Source organism: Blautia sp. HA9023, from assembly GCF_056504095.1.
Genome location: NZ_JBWLUR010000006.1, coordinates 576,441 through 593,251, shown reverse-complemented (window position 1 = coordinate 593,251; position 16,811 = coordinate 576,441). Strand labels below are relative to the sequence as shown.

Here is a 16,811-nt window from a genome sequence, read left to right as displayed (position 1 = left end):
AGCGTGTAAGTATATCACAACTCCGGTTGTCTTACTATACCGATTCAGAATCCTCATACATAACTTCGGATAAAAGATTGGCAAGCCTTTGTTCTGCTGCTTCCGGTTTCTTTGAATAGAGCCTTACAACATCCGCCATATCATTAAATGCGTTGACAGTATGTGTGATCTCCCTAAGAAACATAATCTCATTATATTCATCTTTCGATTCAAATCCCATTACTTTGGCAATGTCCGCATCTTTGGTACTGCCTTTGTAATTTTTGCAGGCGAACTGAAACGAATCCAGAAACAGTTCATATTGCTTTAACATTAACAGCAGTAAGTCTTTAGAAAAAGCGTCTTCTGTTTTATTGAGGTCAAGAGGTAACTGTTTGAGAATGTTGCCCATCGCATCACGAATCTGCAATTCTTTCTTATCCGTAATATCAGTTTCATATTCATCGGTTTCCCCTTTGAGCCATTCGATTGATACATGAAGTGCTTCCGAGAGACCTTCCAGTACCATCTTTTTGGTATTGTCAATCGAACCGTTCTCATAACGCAGGATTGTGGAAGCGGTAACTCCCATCTTCTCTGCGACATAAGGCTGTGTCAGATTTAATTCCAGACGGCGCTGTTTTGCCCTGCTACCGATCAGCTTGCGTAGTTCTTTATCTTTCATGCTGATGTGCCTCCTTTTTCGGTATGTCATTACTATACCACGCAACAAAATATATTGCAATATGCAATTTATAGAAAATGAATGAAATTTCATAATGCTTGACAAAGCAATATAAACACGCTATACTGACAGCACAAATAAAATTGCATAATGCAATTTAAAAGGAGGTGGTCATATGACACAAAGAAAGATTGCCTTATCTATTGAAGAAGCTGCTGATTATACGGGAATCGGCAGGAACACCCTGAGAAAACTGGTGGAATGGAAGAAACTTCCGGTATTAAAGGTCGGGAGAAAAGTCCTGATCAAAACGGATATGCTGGAACTTTTTATGGAAGCCAACGAGGGCAGAGACTTGAGGGATAAGGGAAATGTGAAAGCAGTCACAAGAAACGGTTCAACTTAAAAAAGCGGTTCCCGAAGAAACCGCCAAAGGTTCTATCAGACCGGAGTCATGATATACCTACACGCAAACAGATTATACCATGTACTTCGTCTGACAGACAACAGGAAACTTATGTTTGGAAGAAAAAGAAAGGACGATGATATTTATGGCAAGATCAACAAAGAGTTATGAGGAGCGTATGCTCCAGTTGGAAAAGAAAGAACAGGAAAGCCTTGAGAAAGCAAAACAGTATGCAGCACAGAAACGGGAACTGAAGAAACGTCAGAAAGATGTGGAAACTAAAAAGCGGACACACAGGCTCTGCCAGATTGGTGGTGCGGTGGAATCGGTGCTGGGTTCTGCGATTGAGGAAGATGATATCCCAAAGCTGATCGGCTTCTTAAAAAGGCAGGAAGCAAATGGGAAATTCTTCTCAAAGGCAATGCAGAAAGAGCCAGTTGCGAATACGGAGGAAGTGTAATGCCGGAGGGAGTGGATTTTCCATTCCCTTCATTGCTTTTTCATGAAGGGCGCACTTATGGACAACCAGAGGTCGTCCGTATAAGTTTGCCACAGGTGGCAACCGGTCTGCGCTTACGCTTGCCGGGCTCGTTCCGTCGGCGGGCATTTCATGCAGACCTGCTCATGCCGCAGGAGGGACTCTTCGCCAGAGGGGCACATTCCATGCAGGCTGTTATGCACAGGGCACTCTTACGCAGAGGGCGTTCCGGCAGATACCATTTTCTTTTTGGGAAAACGTTACCTGCCGGAAATCAAAGCCGGATACAGCAGAAAGGGGGAAACGGAGCATGGCGATTTTTCATTATACAGTAAAGATTGTTGGACGCAGCAAAGGGAAATCCATCATATCAGCATCTGCCTATCTCAATGGTGATGTGATGAAAAATGAAGAAACCGGCAGAATCAGCTACTACACTTCCAAAAGAGAAGTTGTTTATACCAGCCTGTTGATGTGTGAAAATGCACCACAGGAATGGCTGAATGTACCTGCTGAAAATATCAGACGGTTCCAGAAATCTGTCCGATATAAAAGGGCAGATAACAAAGAAGCCGCACTGAAAAAATTTAAACTTACTTTTCAGAAGCAGCGTTTATGGAATGAAGTTTTGAGGATAGAAAAAAGTTCAGACGCACAACTTGGCAGGTCATTTGAGTTCTCACTTCCGAAAGAATGGAGCCGACAGGAACAGATAAATTATACAACTGAATATATCCAAAAGACCTTTGTAGATAAGGGAATGTGTGCGGACTGGAGTATCCACGATAAAGGAGATGGGAATCCCCATGTGCATTTACTTGTGACGATGCGACCACTCAATCCAGACCACTCATGGGGGAACAAGGAAGTCAAGGACTGGGATTTTGTCAGAGATAAAAATGGAAATATCGTGGAGGATGAATCCCATCCGGACTGGTGGCAGGATAAAAAGAACCCTAACCGTCATGGAATCCGAATCCCGGTATTGGACGAAAATGGCAATCAGAAAGTCGGTGCAAGGAACCGTAAACAGTGGAAACGTGTATTAACCGATGCTACCGGGTGGAACAATCCACAAAATTGTGAGCTATGGCGGAGCGAATGGGCAAACGTCTGTAATGCACATTTGAAAACGGAAAATCACATTGACCACCGTTCTTATGCAAGGCAGGGAAAATTAGAGATACCGACGATCCATGAGGGTGCGGATGCCAGAAAAATTGATGAGAAATTTCAAAACGGACAGACATCCTCCGCTTCATGGAAAGTGGAGGAAAACCAGATCATAAAAAGACAAAATGCACTGCTGGGTAAAATAAAGATTTCTTTTGGAAAAGTATCCGGTGCATTGACACAATGGAAGGAGCGATTGGATGACATTAGAAGAAAGCCGGGAAGTCATTCCCATGATGGAGACAATGATAAATCAGATAGAGGAACAGCAGAAGCTTATGGCAGAGATGATACAGGAATTGCAGGAACGGGATCGACAGCTCCTGTCTTTTCAGGAGCAGAACCAGAGTTTAAAAAACTTAAACAGCGAATTATCCGGGCTGCTGAATCTTTTGCCAGATACAGAAGAACTGCTCTCACAGATCGAGCAACAGAAAACCAGAATCGAACAGTTGGAAAACGAGAATCAGCAATGGCAGGAATTAACGCAGAAGCTGAACAGCGAGAACAGCTTATTGCAGAAACAGAACAGCGAATTGCTGACCTTAAACAGCAGATAGAGAAAGCGAGGGAGATTGATGAGCGAATGCAGAAACTTAGAGAACGTCGGGCAGGTGGAAGAACTTCTGCTGATGACCGAACAGATGCAGGACGAACTGGATCAGAAAGACCAGACAATCCAGAAACTGAACAGACAGCTAAGAGAATCGCTGACCTTGAACGAGAAATTGAACAGCGAAAACAGAGCCGAGAATATCGAAGCATTGCGGACAAGATTAAGGCAAACAGAGGAACGATTGACCAGCGAGACAGACAGCAGGAAAAGAGCCGACGCAGAAGTCGTGGCATGGAAATTTAAGTATGAAAAAGCAGAGCAGGAAAAACTTTATGCACAGACACACCAAAAGACAACAGAGGTAGCTGTTGAGAAAAAAGTGCCCTATGAGAAATGCGATAACTGTGACCGCACTGCTTACCAAAAAGCAAAAGAAAAATGCGATAACCGTAAAATTCAGTTAGAGAAAAAATATAAAAATATGACGGCTGGTTATGAAAGTATCCTGTTTCTGCTGGCATGGTACAGTATAGCCATTACACTATTCACTGCTATCCTTTCTCCAGTTTTCTTTAGTGACTGTATTAGCTTTTTCAGTATGTTTGCTAAAGGAATCTTAAGCCTGTTTCAAAAATTTGTTGCAGGTGCAGATTCTTTCGGACAGTTAAGCAGTGGAATCTCAAATAGTATCATTTCAGGGATTGTGTACTGGCTGATTGTAAGTATTGTTATGGGAATTTTATTTATCATAACGGGATTGCTGATAATCGGGACTGGCTATCAGGTGGGGAAAATCTACCGGAAATATTGCTGGGATATTATCAGCATCATGGTGGTGATAATGAGTACAGCTATCATAATCTATTTCGGAAAATGGATAAAATCAATTATTCCGATAAACCTCATTATGTTGCTACTTCTGGTACATGCGGTTTATATCGGAATCCGATGTTATGTGAAAAACTGGCGAGAAAAACGAGGATATTTTTAAAGTAAAATGGGCAGGTAAAACTGCCTGTTTTTCACAAAACAAATATACTTATTTTTAGTTATCCAGATTTTTAGAGTCTGTGAAAACTGTTCTTTGATTTTTAACACTATTTTTTATAATCTTCCAAATGAATCTGTTTTGATTGATTGACAATTACCGAGCTATTCTAGTATATTTAATCCATAAAGCAGATACAAAATCGCAGATGTGCAGGTGAACAGACATGAAAAATATCCATAGCATTGAATTTTATACTGGAAGCAAGGAAGAACTGCTTCCCGGTTTTGAAAAAGATTTTCCCTATATCGCTTCAAGGGCAGAACTTGACAAGTATATCGGACATTATGTACCGTGGCACTGGCACAAGACAGTGGAACTTTTTTATATGGAAAGTGGTAGCATTGAATATGATACGCCGGGAGGAAAACTGTTGTTTCCGGCTGGAAGCGGCGGCATAGTAAATTCCAATGTACTCCATATGACAAAAGCAATATCGCAGAAAGAAAAGAATATACAGCTACTTCATATTTTCGATGTTTCCCTACTTGCCGGGGAACAGGGAAGCAGGATTGAACAAAAATATATTGCGCCTATCATAACAGCCCCACAGATTGAGGTAATTCCGCTTTTTCCAGGCAATGCAGAAGAAGAAAGGATTTTGAAACTGCTTGCCGCTTCATTTCGTTTATCCAGTGATGAATTTGGATATGAAATAAAACTGCGGGAAACCCTAACAGAAATATGGCTCATGCTTTTTGAACTATCCCGTCCTATGCGTGAAAAAAAGGGGGAACATAATAAAAGCAACGATAAAATAAAGCTGATGATGATATATATTCACGAACATTACAGAGAGAAAATCTCTATCCCGGAACTTGCGGCAGCAGCATACCTAAGCGAAAGGGAGTGTTATAGAGTGTTCCATGACTGTCTGCACATGACACCCGTAGAGTATATAAAGGCTTACCGTCTGCAAGCTGCCTGTCAGATGCTAGCAAAGGGGCAGGAAGCAGTTACCGTTATCAGCCATGAGTGCGGTTTGGGGAGTAGCAGTTATTTTGGAAAGGTTTTTCGAGAATACACACATTGTTCACCCACAGAATATCGGAGAAAATGGCAGAATAGTGATAGATAAGGGCAGAAAAGAAATATTTTTTCTATTCCTTTTGCATTATAATGATACCTGTAAAGTAAATCCGTCATTTACAGGAGGTGAGTGCAAAGTGGTAAAACTGAACATTCTGAACATGAAAAATTTTTTAGATACGGTCAATAGCTGTTCCGGCAAAGTAAATATGCTCTGCCCGTATGGTAAAAAACAAAACATCAATGGGGAAGAAAAGATACAGGGCAGTTTGTGGCGGCAATACTCCCAAAACAAAAACTGTTTGCGGCTTGTTTTAGAAGTTCCGAATCCAACGGACTATATGAACATTGTTTCGTACTATGCCGGGGATTGCTGATTTATCTGTAAATATTTCATCATAAAGGGGCTGGACAGTTTATCTTCCAGCCCCGCCCTTTTGAAAGGAGTTAAAAATGGAGTTGAACATTCAGACCGCAGAACTGGCATTAAGGGAAGCGGCAGAATCCAATCCGGGAGCATGGGCAGAACATTCCCGGTATGTAGCCGAAGCCTGTAAAAACATTGCGTCACACTGTAAAGATTTATCTTCTGAACAGGCGTATATTTTCGGGCTGTTACACGATATTGGACGTTATGCCGGAGTGAGTTCGGAAAGGCATCTGATAGACGGCTATCGTTACTGTATGGAGCGTGGGTGGGGAAAAGCCGCACAAATATGTATATCCCACGCATTTATGATACAGGATATTGCCACATCTATCGGAGAGTTTGATGTCAGTGATGAGGATTACCTGTTTATGAAAGAATTTGTTGCAAATGCGGTATATGATGATTATGACCGTCTTGTACAGTTATGTGACGCATTGGCTATGCCTTCGGGGTTCTGTCTTTTGGAAAAGAGATTTGTAGACGTGACAATGCGATACGGCGTTCACCCAGCGACAATAGACAGATGGAAAAAGATTTTAGAGATTAAAGAACGGTTTGAGGATCAGATTGGCTGTTCTATCTATGCCCTGCTTCCGGGCGTTATGGAAAACAGTTTTCGTTAAGGGGGGATATTGTGTATTACGAATCCAGTGATTTTTTGGAAACAGCGGACAGCGATACGTTAAAGCAGATTGCCCGCACAAGGGAATTAACACGGAAATATTATTTTTCTGATTATAGAGATACAGAAAAACGCACTTCCATTCTTCGGGAGCTGTTGGGCGGAATAGGGGAAAATGTGGCAATCGACACGCCTTTTCATTGCGACTATGGAAAAAATATTTTTTTGGGAAATGATGTGATCGTCAATATGAATTGTACCTTTGTGGATAACAAAACTATCCGAATTGGCGACAGGGTATTGATTGCGTCAAATGTGCAGATTTATACATCTTCACACCCTGTCTTACCACAGGAAAGGTTTGTGCCGGATTGGAGGGAACGTCAGACAACATTTTTTAGAACCTATGCACGTCCGATAGAAATAGAAAGTAATGTCTGGATTGGCGGCGGCTGTATTCTTCTGCCCGGAGTCACTATAGGAAAAAACAGCGTGATAGGGGCTGGAAGTGTAGTTACCCGCCCTATCCCGCCTAATTGTGTTGCAGTAGGAAATCCATGCAGGGTGATACGTTATTTTGATACAGACAGGGAAAGGTGGCAGCATGAAGTATAAGCATATCGTTTTTGACATTGACGGCACTCTGATTGATACGGAATATGCTGTATTACATTCTTTACAGGAAACTATAAAGGGATTGTCCGGGAGAGAGATAACATGTTCTGAACTAAGATTTGCGTTAGGGATTACAGGAACAGATGCTTTGAAAAAACTTGCGATAAAAGACACTTCCTATGCGATAGAATTATGGGATAAAAATATGCGTAACTATACAAATAACATTAAAGTATTTGACGGAATCGTTGAATTATTGAAAAATCTTCTAAGTCTGGATTATGAAATGGGGATTGTCACATCAAAGACAAGGGAAGAATTTACACATGATTTTTGTCCGTTTGGTATCAGTCATTATTTCAAAACAATCATATGTGCAGACGATACACAGGAACATAAACCCAATGCCGCACCGATTTTGAAATATGTGGAATTATCAAAAACAGACCATAGGAAAGTACTTTATATCGGAGATAGCAAATATGACAGTAAATGTGCGGAAAATGCGGGAATTGATTTTGCTTTAGCAGTATGGGGCAGTCATAATAAGCACATAAAAGCAGATTATTTTTTAGAAAAACCTGCCAATCTGTTATCTGCTATCACTTCAGAGAAATTTTATTAGCGATGAAAGATCGAACGAAAATGACTCCGAGGTATATTAAAAAAACTTGCTTGATCAATTATGGTGATTTTGATTAAGTAGCCTGTATGTAAAATAAAGCATACAGGCTACTTGTGGTTTACAATTCTCTCCAAAGAATCTTCTGCATCTACCCACATTTGCATATTTCCATCAAGATATAATCTTGCATATTCCAGTGGTTCGTCAATAGCAAGTGTATTTAATGCACAGTCTGATCCAGGCGTGGTTTTTAAGTCCTTCTCAGCTTCCCAGCAGTCAATGCGAAGCATATAGCCGGCACTGGTATAAACATCAATACTGTTGCATTGTGGATTATATTCTGCAAATATTGTTCTCATCGTATCTTATCTCCTTATCGATCAATAAATCATCAGTTACAAAAATCAGAAGCATTTCAATCAGTTCACCATGTCACTTTTATTTTGTGTTATACTGTTTTATATGATTTTCTTGCCCTTGTATTTTCCCTTATCAGAGTTTGTAAACACTGGCGGGACGATATAACACAAGGGAAACAATAAGGGAAAGCTCACCTGCGACAAATCCAGTGTTTTCAAGGGTTTACAGAGAATTTAATAACAAAATATAACAGTTATTAAATCTCTTAAAACAGGTGAAATCTCAATCGGAAGTTGTAGTAAAGGAGGTTTACAATGGGGTTTTGGATTTTTATGTTGATTATGGATTTGCTTCTTCCATTTACGATGATTGGTTTTGGAAGATATTTTACGAAAAAGGCTCCAAAGGAAATAAATTCAGTATTTGGATATCGGACTTCGATGTCTATGAAGAACAAAGACACATGGGAATTTGCTCATAAATATTGTGGTAAAGTCTGGTATGTCTGTGGAATGGTTATGTTGCCGATAACAGTAATATTCATGCTTTTAGTGATTGGAAAAAATGAAGATTGTGTTGGGAGTATAGGAGGAATTATCTGTGGTGTTCAACTTATTCCTTTAATTGGGTCTATTCTCCCAACAGAAATAGCATTAAAAAAGAATTTTGATAAGAATGGAACAAGACGATAAATTCTAGTTTGTATAATTGAAAAAATGAAAAACGCATAGACAACTGTGTCTATTAGTGAAAATACGACATTTCTCGCTTTGTGTCGTGTTATTTGCAGATAACAGATTCTATATTTGATGATGAAAGGAGGAGTTGAGGTGGACCAAGTAAAAATCGGGAATTTTTTAAAAAAACTTCGCAAAGAAAAAGGCATTACACAGGAGCAGTTGGCAGAAATATTAAATGTCTCTGGAAGGACCGTATCCAGATGGGAAACCGGAAACAATATGCCGGATATCAGTATTCTTGTGGATATTGCAGATTATTATGATATCAGCATTCCTGAGATTATCAGTGGAGAAAGGAAAAGCGAGATGATGAACGAAGAAGAAAGAAAAATTGCTAAAACAATGTCAGATTATGCAACTACAGAGAAAGAGAAGATTTTTAAGGAAATGAAGCTCCAAAGTGTCATGGGAGTTTGTGCATTGGTTCTATACTGGATTCTGCATGAAACAGGTGCATATATGTATAATGATGTGTTAGGAAAGCTTGCCGGCTATTGTGAGACCTTGGTATCTGTGTCAGTCATAATGATGGCAGCATTTACGACAGGATCTTTAAGCAAGGTGCGGAGCAAGAGTAGGAAAGTTTTTGTGTTCGAAAATTTCCCAAAACCTATGCAATTAGTTGTAACTGCAGTTGTTGCTTTTGGTGGAGCTGCTGTGATCAAGCTGGTACTGGTGTATTTTTTCGGCTTATAAGTATTTTCAAATTCGTATTACATACTATGGAAAAAGAACTTTTTGACATTCTTACAGATGCGTGATAATATGCTTATAGAAAAAAGAGTGCTACCGATAGACGGTTAGTCCGTTTTACTATTTAGAATATCTATCAAAGATAACCGCTTAGTTTGCAGACAGGGCGGTTATTTTTGTGGTTTATGATTATCTTTGCCTAATGTATATCTGATACTAAAGCAGGTTAAGCCGAAGCTCACTACTGCTATGAAGTCAACAATACTCATTGGCTTAGTTCTTCTTTCCATTGGATTCCTTTACAGGTTTCTATGTAATCAGAAGGTCACAGGTCTCCGTTTCACTTCGGTCGTTGCAAAACGAGTGCCACTGGCACTCTGCAACCCTCTGGAGAAGGACTAACCGTTTACCGTTATGGTAGCACCCATGTTCTGATTATAACCGTCTGAAACTGTCGGCGCAATATGAAGTTGACAGATGAGAGTAGGGCAACTGTAGAAAAGAATCTTTTCGACCAGGGATTCCGGTGCCAAAACGGTGCCAAGAAATCAGGCAAATAAAAATAGATGGTGCAAATCAGCCGTTTTTCACTGTATTTTGGATAGAAAACCATAAAAAATATGAGGTAAAACGGGATTAAAGTATCGCGAGGGTGGACGTACTGTAGGATCAGGACGTGTTGCTACAGTTATCGAGTAATCCTTAATTAGTATAACATCCTAATTTAATATATATTGAGTACCGCAAGGTACATTGTGTCCAAACGTAAGATACCCCGGAACCGTAAGGTTTCCGGGGTATTTTTACGAAAAATATTCATAAAATTTCTGTTTTATGGATTCAAGAAATACCAGAATTCATGCCCCTGGCATACGATATATCTTTCCAGCCATTCATTAAAAGGGATATTAAAACGATCAGTATCTGGAGCTGGATAGCATAGGTAATCGTCTCTGCCTTCTGATACAGCCTGAAGATCCATGGTTATATCGCCGATGTCCTGTAAGCAAAGAACAGGAAGATGATATGTAAACTCCGGATCAGATAAAATAGGCGTACTATTCCAAGATTCCTTTTCTTTGAGCGCTCTTTTTAAAGAATAAATGGTACAGCTGACTAAAGAACTGCCTTCCTCTCCGCAAAAAAGTTCCATGCCATTTGAGCAGGATAAAAAAGCTTTGTATGAGGCAGGAAGTTTCATATTGGGAAAATATTTTTCAAACAGCTGAAATTCTTCAGGTGTTACAGGAGGGTTAAATTTATGAGTTACTTTTATAGGTTCATCGCCTAAATGCCACTGATAGACCCATCCATTATTTTCCATTTCATATTTTAGATTGTTGAAAATTCTGTAGATTGCACGGATGTCTTCCATTACATATATGCTCCTTGATCGATGTGATATTGTAAAGATTCATATGTCTGCTTTATTTGATAACGGAGAGTAATTATAGCATGCTTAAAAGTTTTTTCAATGCTTTTTTGTGCAGAATTTACCAAAATCCTCTCGACTTTATACCACGTTAATGCTATACTTATACAGTTGTTTAACGTTTTAAAGCAAAAAATAAAAGTGAAAATACAGGAAAGAAGATAGAAAATGAAGATCGTTGTATGTATGAAGCAGGTACCGGCAACTTCCAAGGTTGATATCGATCCGGAAACCGGTGCCATGAAACGAATGTCCGGTGAGACAAGGACTAATCCATATGATCTGTTTGCATTGGAAACAGCCCTTGCGATCCGGGAAAAAACAGGCGGAACTGTAACCGTTCTTACTATGGGACCGCCTCAGGCGGAAGAGATGATCCGGGATGCTTATACCATGGGTGCTGATGAGGGCGTGATCCTTTCAGACCGAAAATTTGCGGGAGCGGATGTTCTGGCAACCTCTTATGCGTTAGCACAGGGAATCCAGGTGATCGGCGGTGCAGATCTGATCATCTGCGGAAGACAGACCACAGATGGTGACACGGCACAGGTTGGACCGGCCATTGCAGAGCATCTGACCATCCCACATGCTGCATGGGTAGCTGAGATCATGGACGTCAATGAAAAAAGCATTCAGGTCCGTCAGGATCTTGTCAGTGTTTCCCAGGTTTCCGAGATTCCGTATCCATGTCTTTTAACCATTGACAAGGATACCTGCGTGCCACGTCTGCCATCCTATTTATTAAAGAAGGCAACTTCAGACCGTCCGGTACGGATCTTAAGCTTTGAAGATATGCCGGATCAGGATCTGAGCCGTTACGGACTGATCGGTTCCCCCACCTCTGTGGAAAAAATGTTTGCGCCGGAGGAAAGTGAAAAACAGGTTTATCTGGAAGGAACTGCAAAGGAAAAGGCAGACAAGCTTGTTGCTCTCCTGACCGGAAAGAAGATCATATAGGGGGAAGCGGAACATGGAATTTTTAAAATTTGATATAAACAAATGCGTACTCTGCGGAGTATGCGTGGAGAAATGTCCTTTTGGGGCCCTCACCATAGAGGGAAATGGAATTGTTGTAGGCGATGCCTGTCGTATGTGTGGGCTTTGCGTTCGTAACTGCCCGGAGAAAGCCATCCGGTTTGAGCAGAAGGCAAAATCCTTTGACAAGGATAAATGGAAAAACTTTCTTATCTATGTGGAGCAGGAGAGAGGAGAGATCCATCCGGTTACCTTTGAGCTGATCGGGGAAGCGAGAAAGATGGCGGTCAAAGTCGGTTATCAGGTTAACTGTGTGATCGTCGGAGGAAAAGGAACAAAGGAAAATGCGGAAAAGCTTCTGCCGTATGGCGTAGACAATGTGTACGTATATGAGCATGAAGGCTTCGAAGGCTTCCGCGCAGACTGTTATACAGACGCAGTTGCAGACTGTATCGCAGCAAACAAACCAAGCTCTGTGCTGATCGGAGCTACTGCGCTGGGGCGTTCCCTTGCACCGAGGCTTTCCACCAGATTCCATACGGGACTGACTGCAGACTGCACAACTCTGGATATCCGTTCCAACACCGATATGATCCAGATCAGACCGGCTTTCGGCGGAAATATCATGGCTCAGATCGGCATCACCAAATCACGGCCACAGTTTGCCACGGTCCGTTATAAGGTTATGGACAAGGCAGAAAAAATAAAAAACCCGCATGGTCAGGTGGTCGTATGTCCGGTAAATGAAAAAATGGCAGATTCCAGGATCAAGATTCTGTCATCCAGGGTCATTGATAAGGTAAAGAGCCTTGAGGAAGAGGATGTTCTGGTAGTAGCAGGCCGTGGTGTCCGGAATGAAAAGGATGTGGAAATGTGCCGGGAACTGGCAGATGCCCTTGGCGGACAGCTTGCCTTCACCCGCCCTATGGTAGAAAACGGATTCGGAGATGTTGCACATCAGATCGGACTTTCCGGAAGAACTGTCCGTCCGAAGCTGATCATCACTTGCGGCGTATCCGGTGCTATCCAGTTTACCTCCTGCATGACAGGATCTGACTGTATCGTAGCGATCAACAATGATTCGGAGGCACAGATCTTTAATGTTGCAGATTACTGCATCGTGGATGATCTGTATCAGGTTGTACCGGAGCTGACAGAGCTGATAAAGAATCGGAAGGAGGATTAAGTCATGGCATATCCCTATAAAAAAATGACTTCAGAAGATTTTGACTACATCCGTTCTGTGACTGCTTCAGATCGTGTATGGGTCGGCGATGAGATCGCAAAAGAATATTATCGTGATGAGATGCCGGAGTACGGAGTTTTTCCTCCGGAGCTTTATGTGGAGGTTTTAAATAAAGAAGAGATCTCAGCCATCATGGCTTACGCATATAAAGAAAATATCCCGGTGGTATGCCGTGGCGCAGGAACCGGACTTGCAGGCGGAGCAACCTGTAAATATGGTGGAATTATGCTTTCTGTGATGCGCATGAACAAGATCTTTCCGATCGACAGAAAGAACCAGACCATCACAGCGGAGCCGGGAGCACTTCTCATCGATATCCAGGCAGCCGCTGCAGCAGGAGGACTTTTTTATCCGCCGGATCCGGGCGAAAAAACAGCTTCCATCGGCGGCAATGTTATCACAAATGCCGGTGGTATGAAGGCGGTACGATATGGACTGACCAGGGATTTCGTCCGCTGTATCGAGGCAGTTATGCCGGATGGTTCCATCATGAATTTTTCATCCAACGTTGTGAAGAACACAACGGGATATGATGTAAAAGATCTGGTGATCGGCTCAGAGGGAACCTTATGTATCCTGACTCAGGTAACGCTGAAGCTTCTTCCCGCACCGACCTGCACCTGTACTCTTGTAATGCCGTTCAGGAGTCTTGAGGAATGTGCAGACATGGTCCCGAAGGTTCTGGAGCTGCCGTTTGTGCCAACAGCCATCGAGTTTCTGGAAAGAGAACTGATCGATATCGTAGAACGTAATCTGAACAAAATGTTCCCAGTAAAACAAGGAGAAGCAGTGCTGATCGTTATGTATGATGCTTCCAGTAAGCAGGAACTTGACAGCGCAGTAGAGGCAGCAGCGGAAGCAGCCCTGGCAAACGGAGCCCTGGACTGCTGTATCGCAGGCACACCGGAGCGTGCCGGAGCCGTATGGAGTGTCCGGGGCGGGATCCTGGAAGGAATGAAAGCAGATTCTATCGCACAGGAGGAGTGTGACGTAGTTGTTCCGCGTGCAAGGATCGCAGAGTATGTAAAAGCAGCCAAAAAGATCGCAAGTGCACATGGCATCCGTGTAGAGCCCTGCGGACATTGCGGAGACGGAAATATCCATACAGAGATGCTCCGTGGACCGGAAATGAGTGACCAGGAGTGGAAGGAAGCCACTCACGCAAGTCTGGTAGAGCTTTATGCACTGTCCAAGGAACTGGGCGGACAGCTTTCCGGTGAGCATGGCATCGGAAACGGACGTCTGGAATTTCTGGAAGAATTTGCGGGACCGAGAATGATCGCTCTTTATAAAGCCATCAAGCTGGCTTTCGATGATAAACTGATCCTGAATCCGGGAAAAGTCATCGAATATAATAAATAAAAAATGGGGGAAAGAGAGATGAGTCAGAATAAATCATTACAAAGTAAAATGCCTCTGGCTATGGGACTTGCGTTCGTCGCATTTACCACACAGTTCGGAGGAGGATTCGCGTCAGGAGCGCAGATCTATCAGTACTTTATCAACTATGGTATCTGGTGCCTGATCCTGCCGGCAGTGACACAGGGATTATATGCACTGTTTTTCTGGTATGGAATGCGCTACGCTTACAAACATAAAACCTACGATTACAGAAGCTTTTCCGACAGCCTCTATGGAAAAACAAAACCGGTTATGTCAAACCTCTATGAGATCTGTTACCTGATCATGATCGGAACTGCATCAGCAGCAGCCTTTGCAACCGGCGGTTCCACACTGCAGACACTGTTCGGGATCCCATACTGGCTCTGCACCGTGATCATTGCAGTATTTATTTTTGTGATCGCTCTTTTTGGTACCAATGTTGTAAGAAAATGTGCATCTACCTTAAGTGTGCTGATCATCATCGGCCTGGTGCTCGTACTGGTTCCGAACATCATCGCACAGTGGGGCGATATCACAGCTTCCATCCATACCATGTCCTCCGGAGAAATGACCGTACTTTCCTCCGAGAGCGGAGCTTTTGGACCGGCTCTTTATTCAGCAGTCCTTTACTTTTTCTTCCAGCTGGCTTCTGTATCCGTTATGTACCAGCACATGGAAGATGTAACTGATGAAAAACAGATCAACAAAGCAGCGATCTGGATGTTTGTATGCAACTTCTGTGCAATGGAACTTTCCATTCTGGGACTTCTTGCAATTGCCTATGTTGGTGAGCTTGCATCTGCATCTGTACCGATGCTGGTACTGGTCCAGAACGGTGTAGGCGCCGGTATCCTGACACCGATCATTTCTCTGCTGATCATCCTTGGAGCTATTTCCACAGCAGTAAATATGATTTCCGGTATTGTGACCCGCTGTGTAAATGCAGTGGAGCGCCGTATGGACAGCTCGGCAAAAAAAGCGCAGGGACACCTTGGAAGAAATGCAGTTTTCACAGCGATCTTTACATTCCTGGCATTTGCCATCGCACAGTTCGGTCTGATGACAGTTGTTAAAAAGGGATATGCATACCTTGGATATGCGGCGTTTATTACATTGTTTGTACCGTTTGTAGTACATGCCATTGCGACAAAGGGAAAAGAGATCTGAAGAATAAAAAGCTGAACAGAAAATCCCCCGTTGATCCGTATGGCAGGATCATCAGGGGATTTTGTCAAAGTTCACAAAAATATTATAAATATTTTATTAAATATTCCAGATAGACAACATATATTTTTTCTGATATTATTACGTACAGTTATTAAATAGTTACGAATCAGAAGGATTGTTACTGAAATATTTATTTATCGTCAGGCAAGACCTTATAGTAGTATAGGAATAGGTTTTCTATATACTGTAATGGTCTTTTTTTATTTGTCTGGCAGCGGGGGAACAGGAATATGGTTATCCATAAGATTTTGAATAATAATCTGATACTGTCCAGGGATGGACAGGGACATGAAGTTATTGTAAAGGGCTGCGGAATTGCCTTTCAGAAAAAGAAAGGACAGCAAGTGGAGGAGTCCAGGATCGAGAAGATCTTTACTGCGGAAAATGCCCAGATCAGCAAGGAGATACAGGGTTATCTGACTGCTATTCCGGAAAAATATTTGGATTTTGTGGAAGCTTTTGTAAATGAAGTGAAGGAAAAAGAGGGGATGAAATTAAATGACAGTATTTATTTTTCCCTTAGCGACCATATCATGGGTGCGATCTCTAGACTTGAAAACGGGATCCGCCTTCAGAATATGCTGCTTCTGGATATCAAGCAGCTTTATCATAAGGAATATGAGATCGGCTTGGAATTACTGAAAAAGGTAAATGAGATGTTCGAGGTAGATCTTTCTGCAGATGAAGCAGGATTTTTTGCATTGCATTTTGTGAATGCGGAAGATGGCGGCAAGACGGACAGCTATCAGATTTCCATTATCGTACATCAGATCCTGGACATCGTGGAGAAGTATTATGACAATATGGAATTTCAGGAGGATAATCTGTATTATCAGCGGTTTCTCACGCATCTGAAATATTTTGCCCAGAGATTCCTTCATAAAGAGCTTCACTATGATGAGAATCAGGAGCTTTTCAAGATCATCAAGGAGCAGTACAGAGAAGCTTACGGCTGTGTAAAAATGATCTATCTTATGATGGAAGAGGAATATAAATACGCTATGACTGAGGATGAAATGCTGTATCTGACGATTCATATCCAGAAGATCACAGAAGACCATAAACGTCTGAAAAATCTGTGAAAAGAGATTGTTTTATAAATTAGGTGT

General features: G+C 42.0%; 19 protein-coding genes. 16 read left to right on the top strand and 3 right to left on the bottom strand.

From position 1 onward, the window contains the following. Positions 1 to 34 precede the first annotated feature (34 nt). Positions 35 to 664 carry a helix-turn-helix domain-containing protein gene (locus AC04Q6_RS06780; RefSeq protein WP_117598208.1) on the bottom strand — a complete coding sequence of 210 codons (630 nt, stop codon included), beginning with the start codon at positions 662 to 664 and terminating at the stop codon, positions 35 to 37. A gap of 175 nt (positions 665 to 839) precedes the next feature. On the opposite strand from AC04Q6_RS06780, the gene AC04Q6_RS06775 reads away from it, so the two are divergent. The 9 genes from AC04Q6_RS06775 (at position 840) to AC04Q6_RS06735 (ending at position 7,646) form a co-directional block, all read left to right on the top strand. Next, complete coding sequence (locus AC04Q6_RS06775) at positions 840 to 1,070, top strand: helix-turn-helix domain-containing protein (RefSeq protein WP_002578307.1); 231 nt, start codon at positions 840 to 842, stop codon at positions 1,068 to 1,070. A 145-nt stretch (positions 1,071 to 1,215) separates the two neighbouring features. Continuing rightward, positions 1,216 to 1,530 carry a DUF3847 domain-containing protein gene (locus AC04Q6_RS06770; protein WP_002578306.1) on the top strand — a complete coding sequence of 105 codons (315 nt, stop codon included), beginning with the start codon at positions 1,216 to 1,218 and terminating at the stop codon, positions 1,528 to 1,530. Positions 1,531 to 1,858: 328 nt separating this feature from the next. Continuing rightward, positions 1,859 to 3,580, top strand: coding sequence for a MobA/MobL family protein (locus AC04Q6_RS06765; RefSeq protein WP_270205765.1), 1,722 nt, complete (start codon positions 1,859 to 1,861; stop codon positions 3,578 to 3,580). Beyond that, positions 3,564 to 4,268, top strand: a complete 705-nt coding sequence (locus AC04Q6_RS06760) for a DUF6040 family protein (protein ID WP_117836362.1) — start codon at positions 3,564 to 3,566, stop codon at positions 4,266 to 4,268. The genes AC04Q6_RS06765 and AC04Q6_RS06760 overlap by 17 nt, the downstream gene beginning before the upstream one ends. A 223-nt stretch (positions 4,269 to 4,491) precedes the next feature. After that, a complete protein-coding gene (locus tag AC04Q6_RS06755; protein ID WP_016304806.1) occupies positions 4,492 to 5,403 on the top strand; it encodes an AraC family transcriptional regulator in 912 nt (303 codons plus the stop codon). A gap of 88 nt (positions 5,404 to 5,491) precedes the next feature. Further along, entirely contained in the window at positions 5,492 to 5,731 is a 240-nt protein-coding gene (locus tag AC04Q6_RS06750; RefSeq protein WP_241070699.1) for a hypothetical protein, read from the top strand. A 76-nt stretch (positions 5,732 to 5,807) separates the two neighbouring features. After that, positions 5,808 to 6,407, top strand: coding sequence for an HDOD domain-containing protein (locus AC04Q6_RS06745; protein ID WP_019162948.1), 600 nt, complete (start codon positions 5,808 to 5,810; stop codon positions 6,405 to 6,407). 11 nt (positions 6,408 to 6,418) lie between these two features. Next, complete coding sequence (locus tag AC04Q6_RS06740; RefSeq protein ID WP_117674858.1) at positions 6,419 to 7,021, top strand: sugar O-acetyltransferase; 603 nt, start codon at positions 6,419 to 6,421, stop codon at positions 7,019 to 7,021. Next, positions 7,011 to 7,646 carry an HAD family hydrolase gene (locus tag AC04Q6_RS06735; RefSeq protein WP_118515955.1) on the top strand — a complete coding sequence of 212 codons (636 nt, stop codon included), beginning with the start codon at positions 7,011 to 7,013 and terminating at the stop codon, positions 7,644 to 7,646. Before AC04Q6_RS06740 ends, AC04Q6_RS06735 begins: the two co-directional genes overlap by 11 nt. A 107-nt stretch (positions 7,647 to 7,753) precedes the next feature. On the opposite strand, the gene AC04Q6_RS06730 is transcribed toward AC04Q6_RS06735, so the two are convergent. Continuing rightward, positions 7,754 to 8,005: a DUF6061 family protein gene (locus tag AC04Q6_RS06730; RefSeq protein WP_118568760.1), complete on the bottom strand. Its 252-nt coding sequence runs from the start codon at positions 8,003 to 8,005 to the stop codon at positions 7,754 to 7,756. Between the two features lie 315 nt (positions 8,006 to 8,320). On the opposite strand from AC04Q6_RS06730, the gene AC04Q6_RS06725 reads away from it, so the two are divergent. Both AC04Q6_RS06725 and AC04Q6_RS06720 read left to right on the top strand, forming a co-directional pair. After that, entirely contained in the window at positions 8,321 to 8,698 is a 378-nt protein-coding gene (locus tag AC04Q6_RS06725; protein ID WP_173738317.1) for an SdpI family protein, read from the top strand. Positions 8,699 to 8,836: 138 nt separating this feature from the next. Continuing rightward, positions 8,837 to 9,442 (top strand): helix-turn-helix domain-containing protein, encoded by a 606-nt coding sequence (locus tag AC04Q6_RS06720; protein ID WP_227945551.1) that lies wholly within the window; start codon positions 8,837 to 8,839, stop codon positions 9,440 to 9,442. A gap of 829 nt (positions 9,443 to 10,271) precedes the next feature. On the opposite strand, the gene AC04Q6_RS06715 is transcribed toward AC04Q6_RS06720, so the two are convergent. Then, complete coding sequence (locus AC04Q6_RS06715) at positions 10,272 to 10,814, bottom strand: SMI1/KNR4 family protein (RefSeq protein ID WP_015526348.1); 543 nt, start codon at positions 10,812 to 10,814, stop codon at positions 10,272 to 10,274. Between the two features lie 225 nt (positions 10,815 to 11,039). Here AC04Q6_RS06715 and AC04Q6_RS06710 point away from each other — a divergent pair, with 225 nt between their 5' ends. The 5 genes from AC04Q6_RS06710 (at position 11,040) to licT (ending at position 16,784) form a co-directional block, all read left to right on the top strand. Next, positions 11,040 to 11,828 carry an electron transfer flavoprotein subunit beta/FixA family protein gene (locus AC04Q6_RS06710; RefSeq protein WP_021650628.1) on the top strand — a complete coding sequence of 263 codons (789 nt, stop codon included), beginning with the start codon at positions 11,040 to 11,042 and terminating at the stop codon, positions 11,826 to 11,828. A 13-nt stretch (positions 11,829 to 11,841) separates the two neighbouring features. Continuing rightward, entirely contained in the window at positions 11,842 to 13,032 is a 1,191-nt protein-coding gene (locus AC04Q6_RS06705) for an electron transfer flavoprotein subunit alpha (protein ID WP_119248316.1), read from the top strand. Between the two features lie 3 nt (positions 13,033 to 13,035). Beyond that, the gene (locus AC04Q6_RS06700) at positions 13,036 to 14,454 is read left to right on the top strand and encodes an FAD-binding oxidoreductase (protein WP_119248315.1); all 1,419 of its coding nucleotides are present in this window, start codon (positions 13,036 to 13,038) and stop codon (positions 14,452 to 14,454) included. A gap of 18 nt (positions 14,455 to 14,472) precedes the next feature. After that, complete coding sequence (locus AC04Q6_RS06695; RefSeq protein ID WP_119248314.1) at positions 14,473 to 15,642, top strand: YkvI family membrane protein; 1,170 nt, start codon at positions 14,473 to 14,475, stop codon at positions 15,640 to 15,642. A 290-nt stretch (positions 15,643 to 15,932) separates the two neighbouring features. Further along, positions 15,933 to 16,784 (top strand): BglG family transcription antiterminator LicT, encoded by an 852-nt coding sequence (gene licT, locus AC04Q6_RS06690; protein ID WP_059086637.1) that lies wholly within the window; start codon positions 15,933 to 15,935, stop codon positions 16,782 to 16,784. Positions 16,785 to 16,811: the final 27 nt, after the last annotated feature.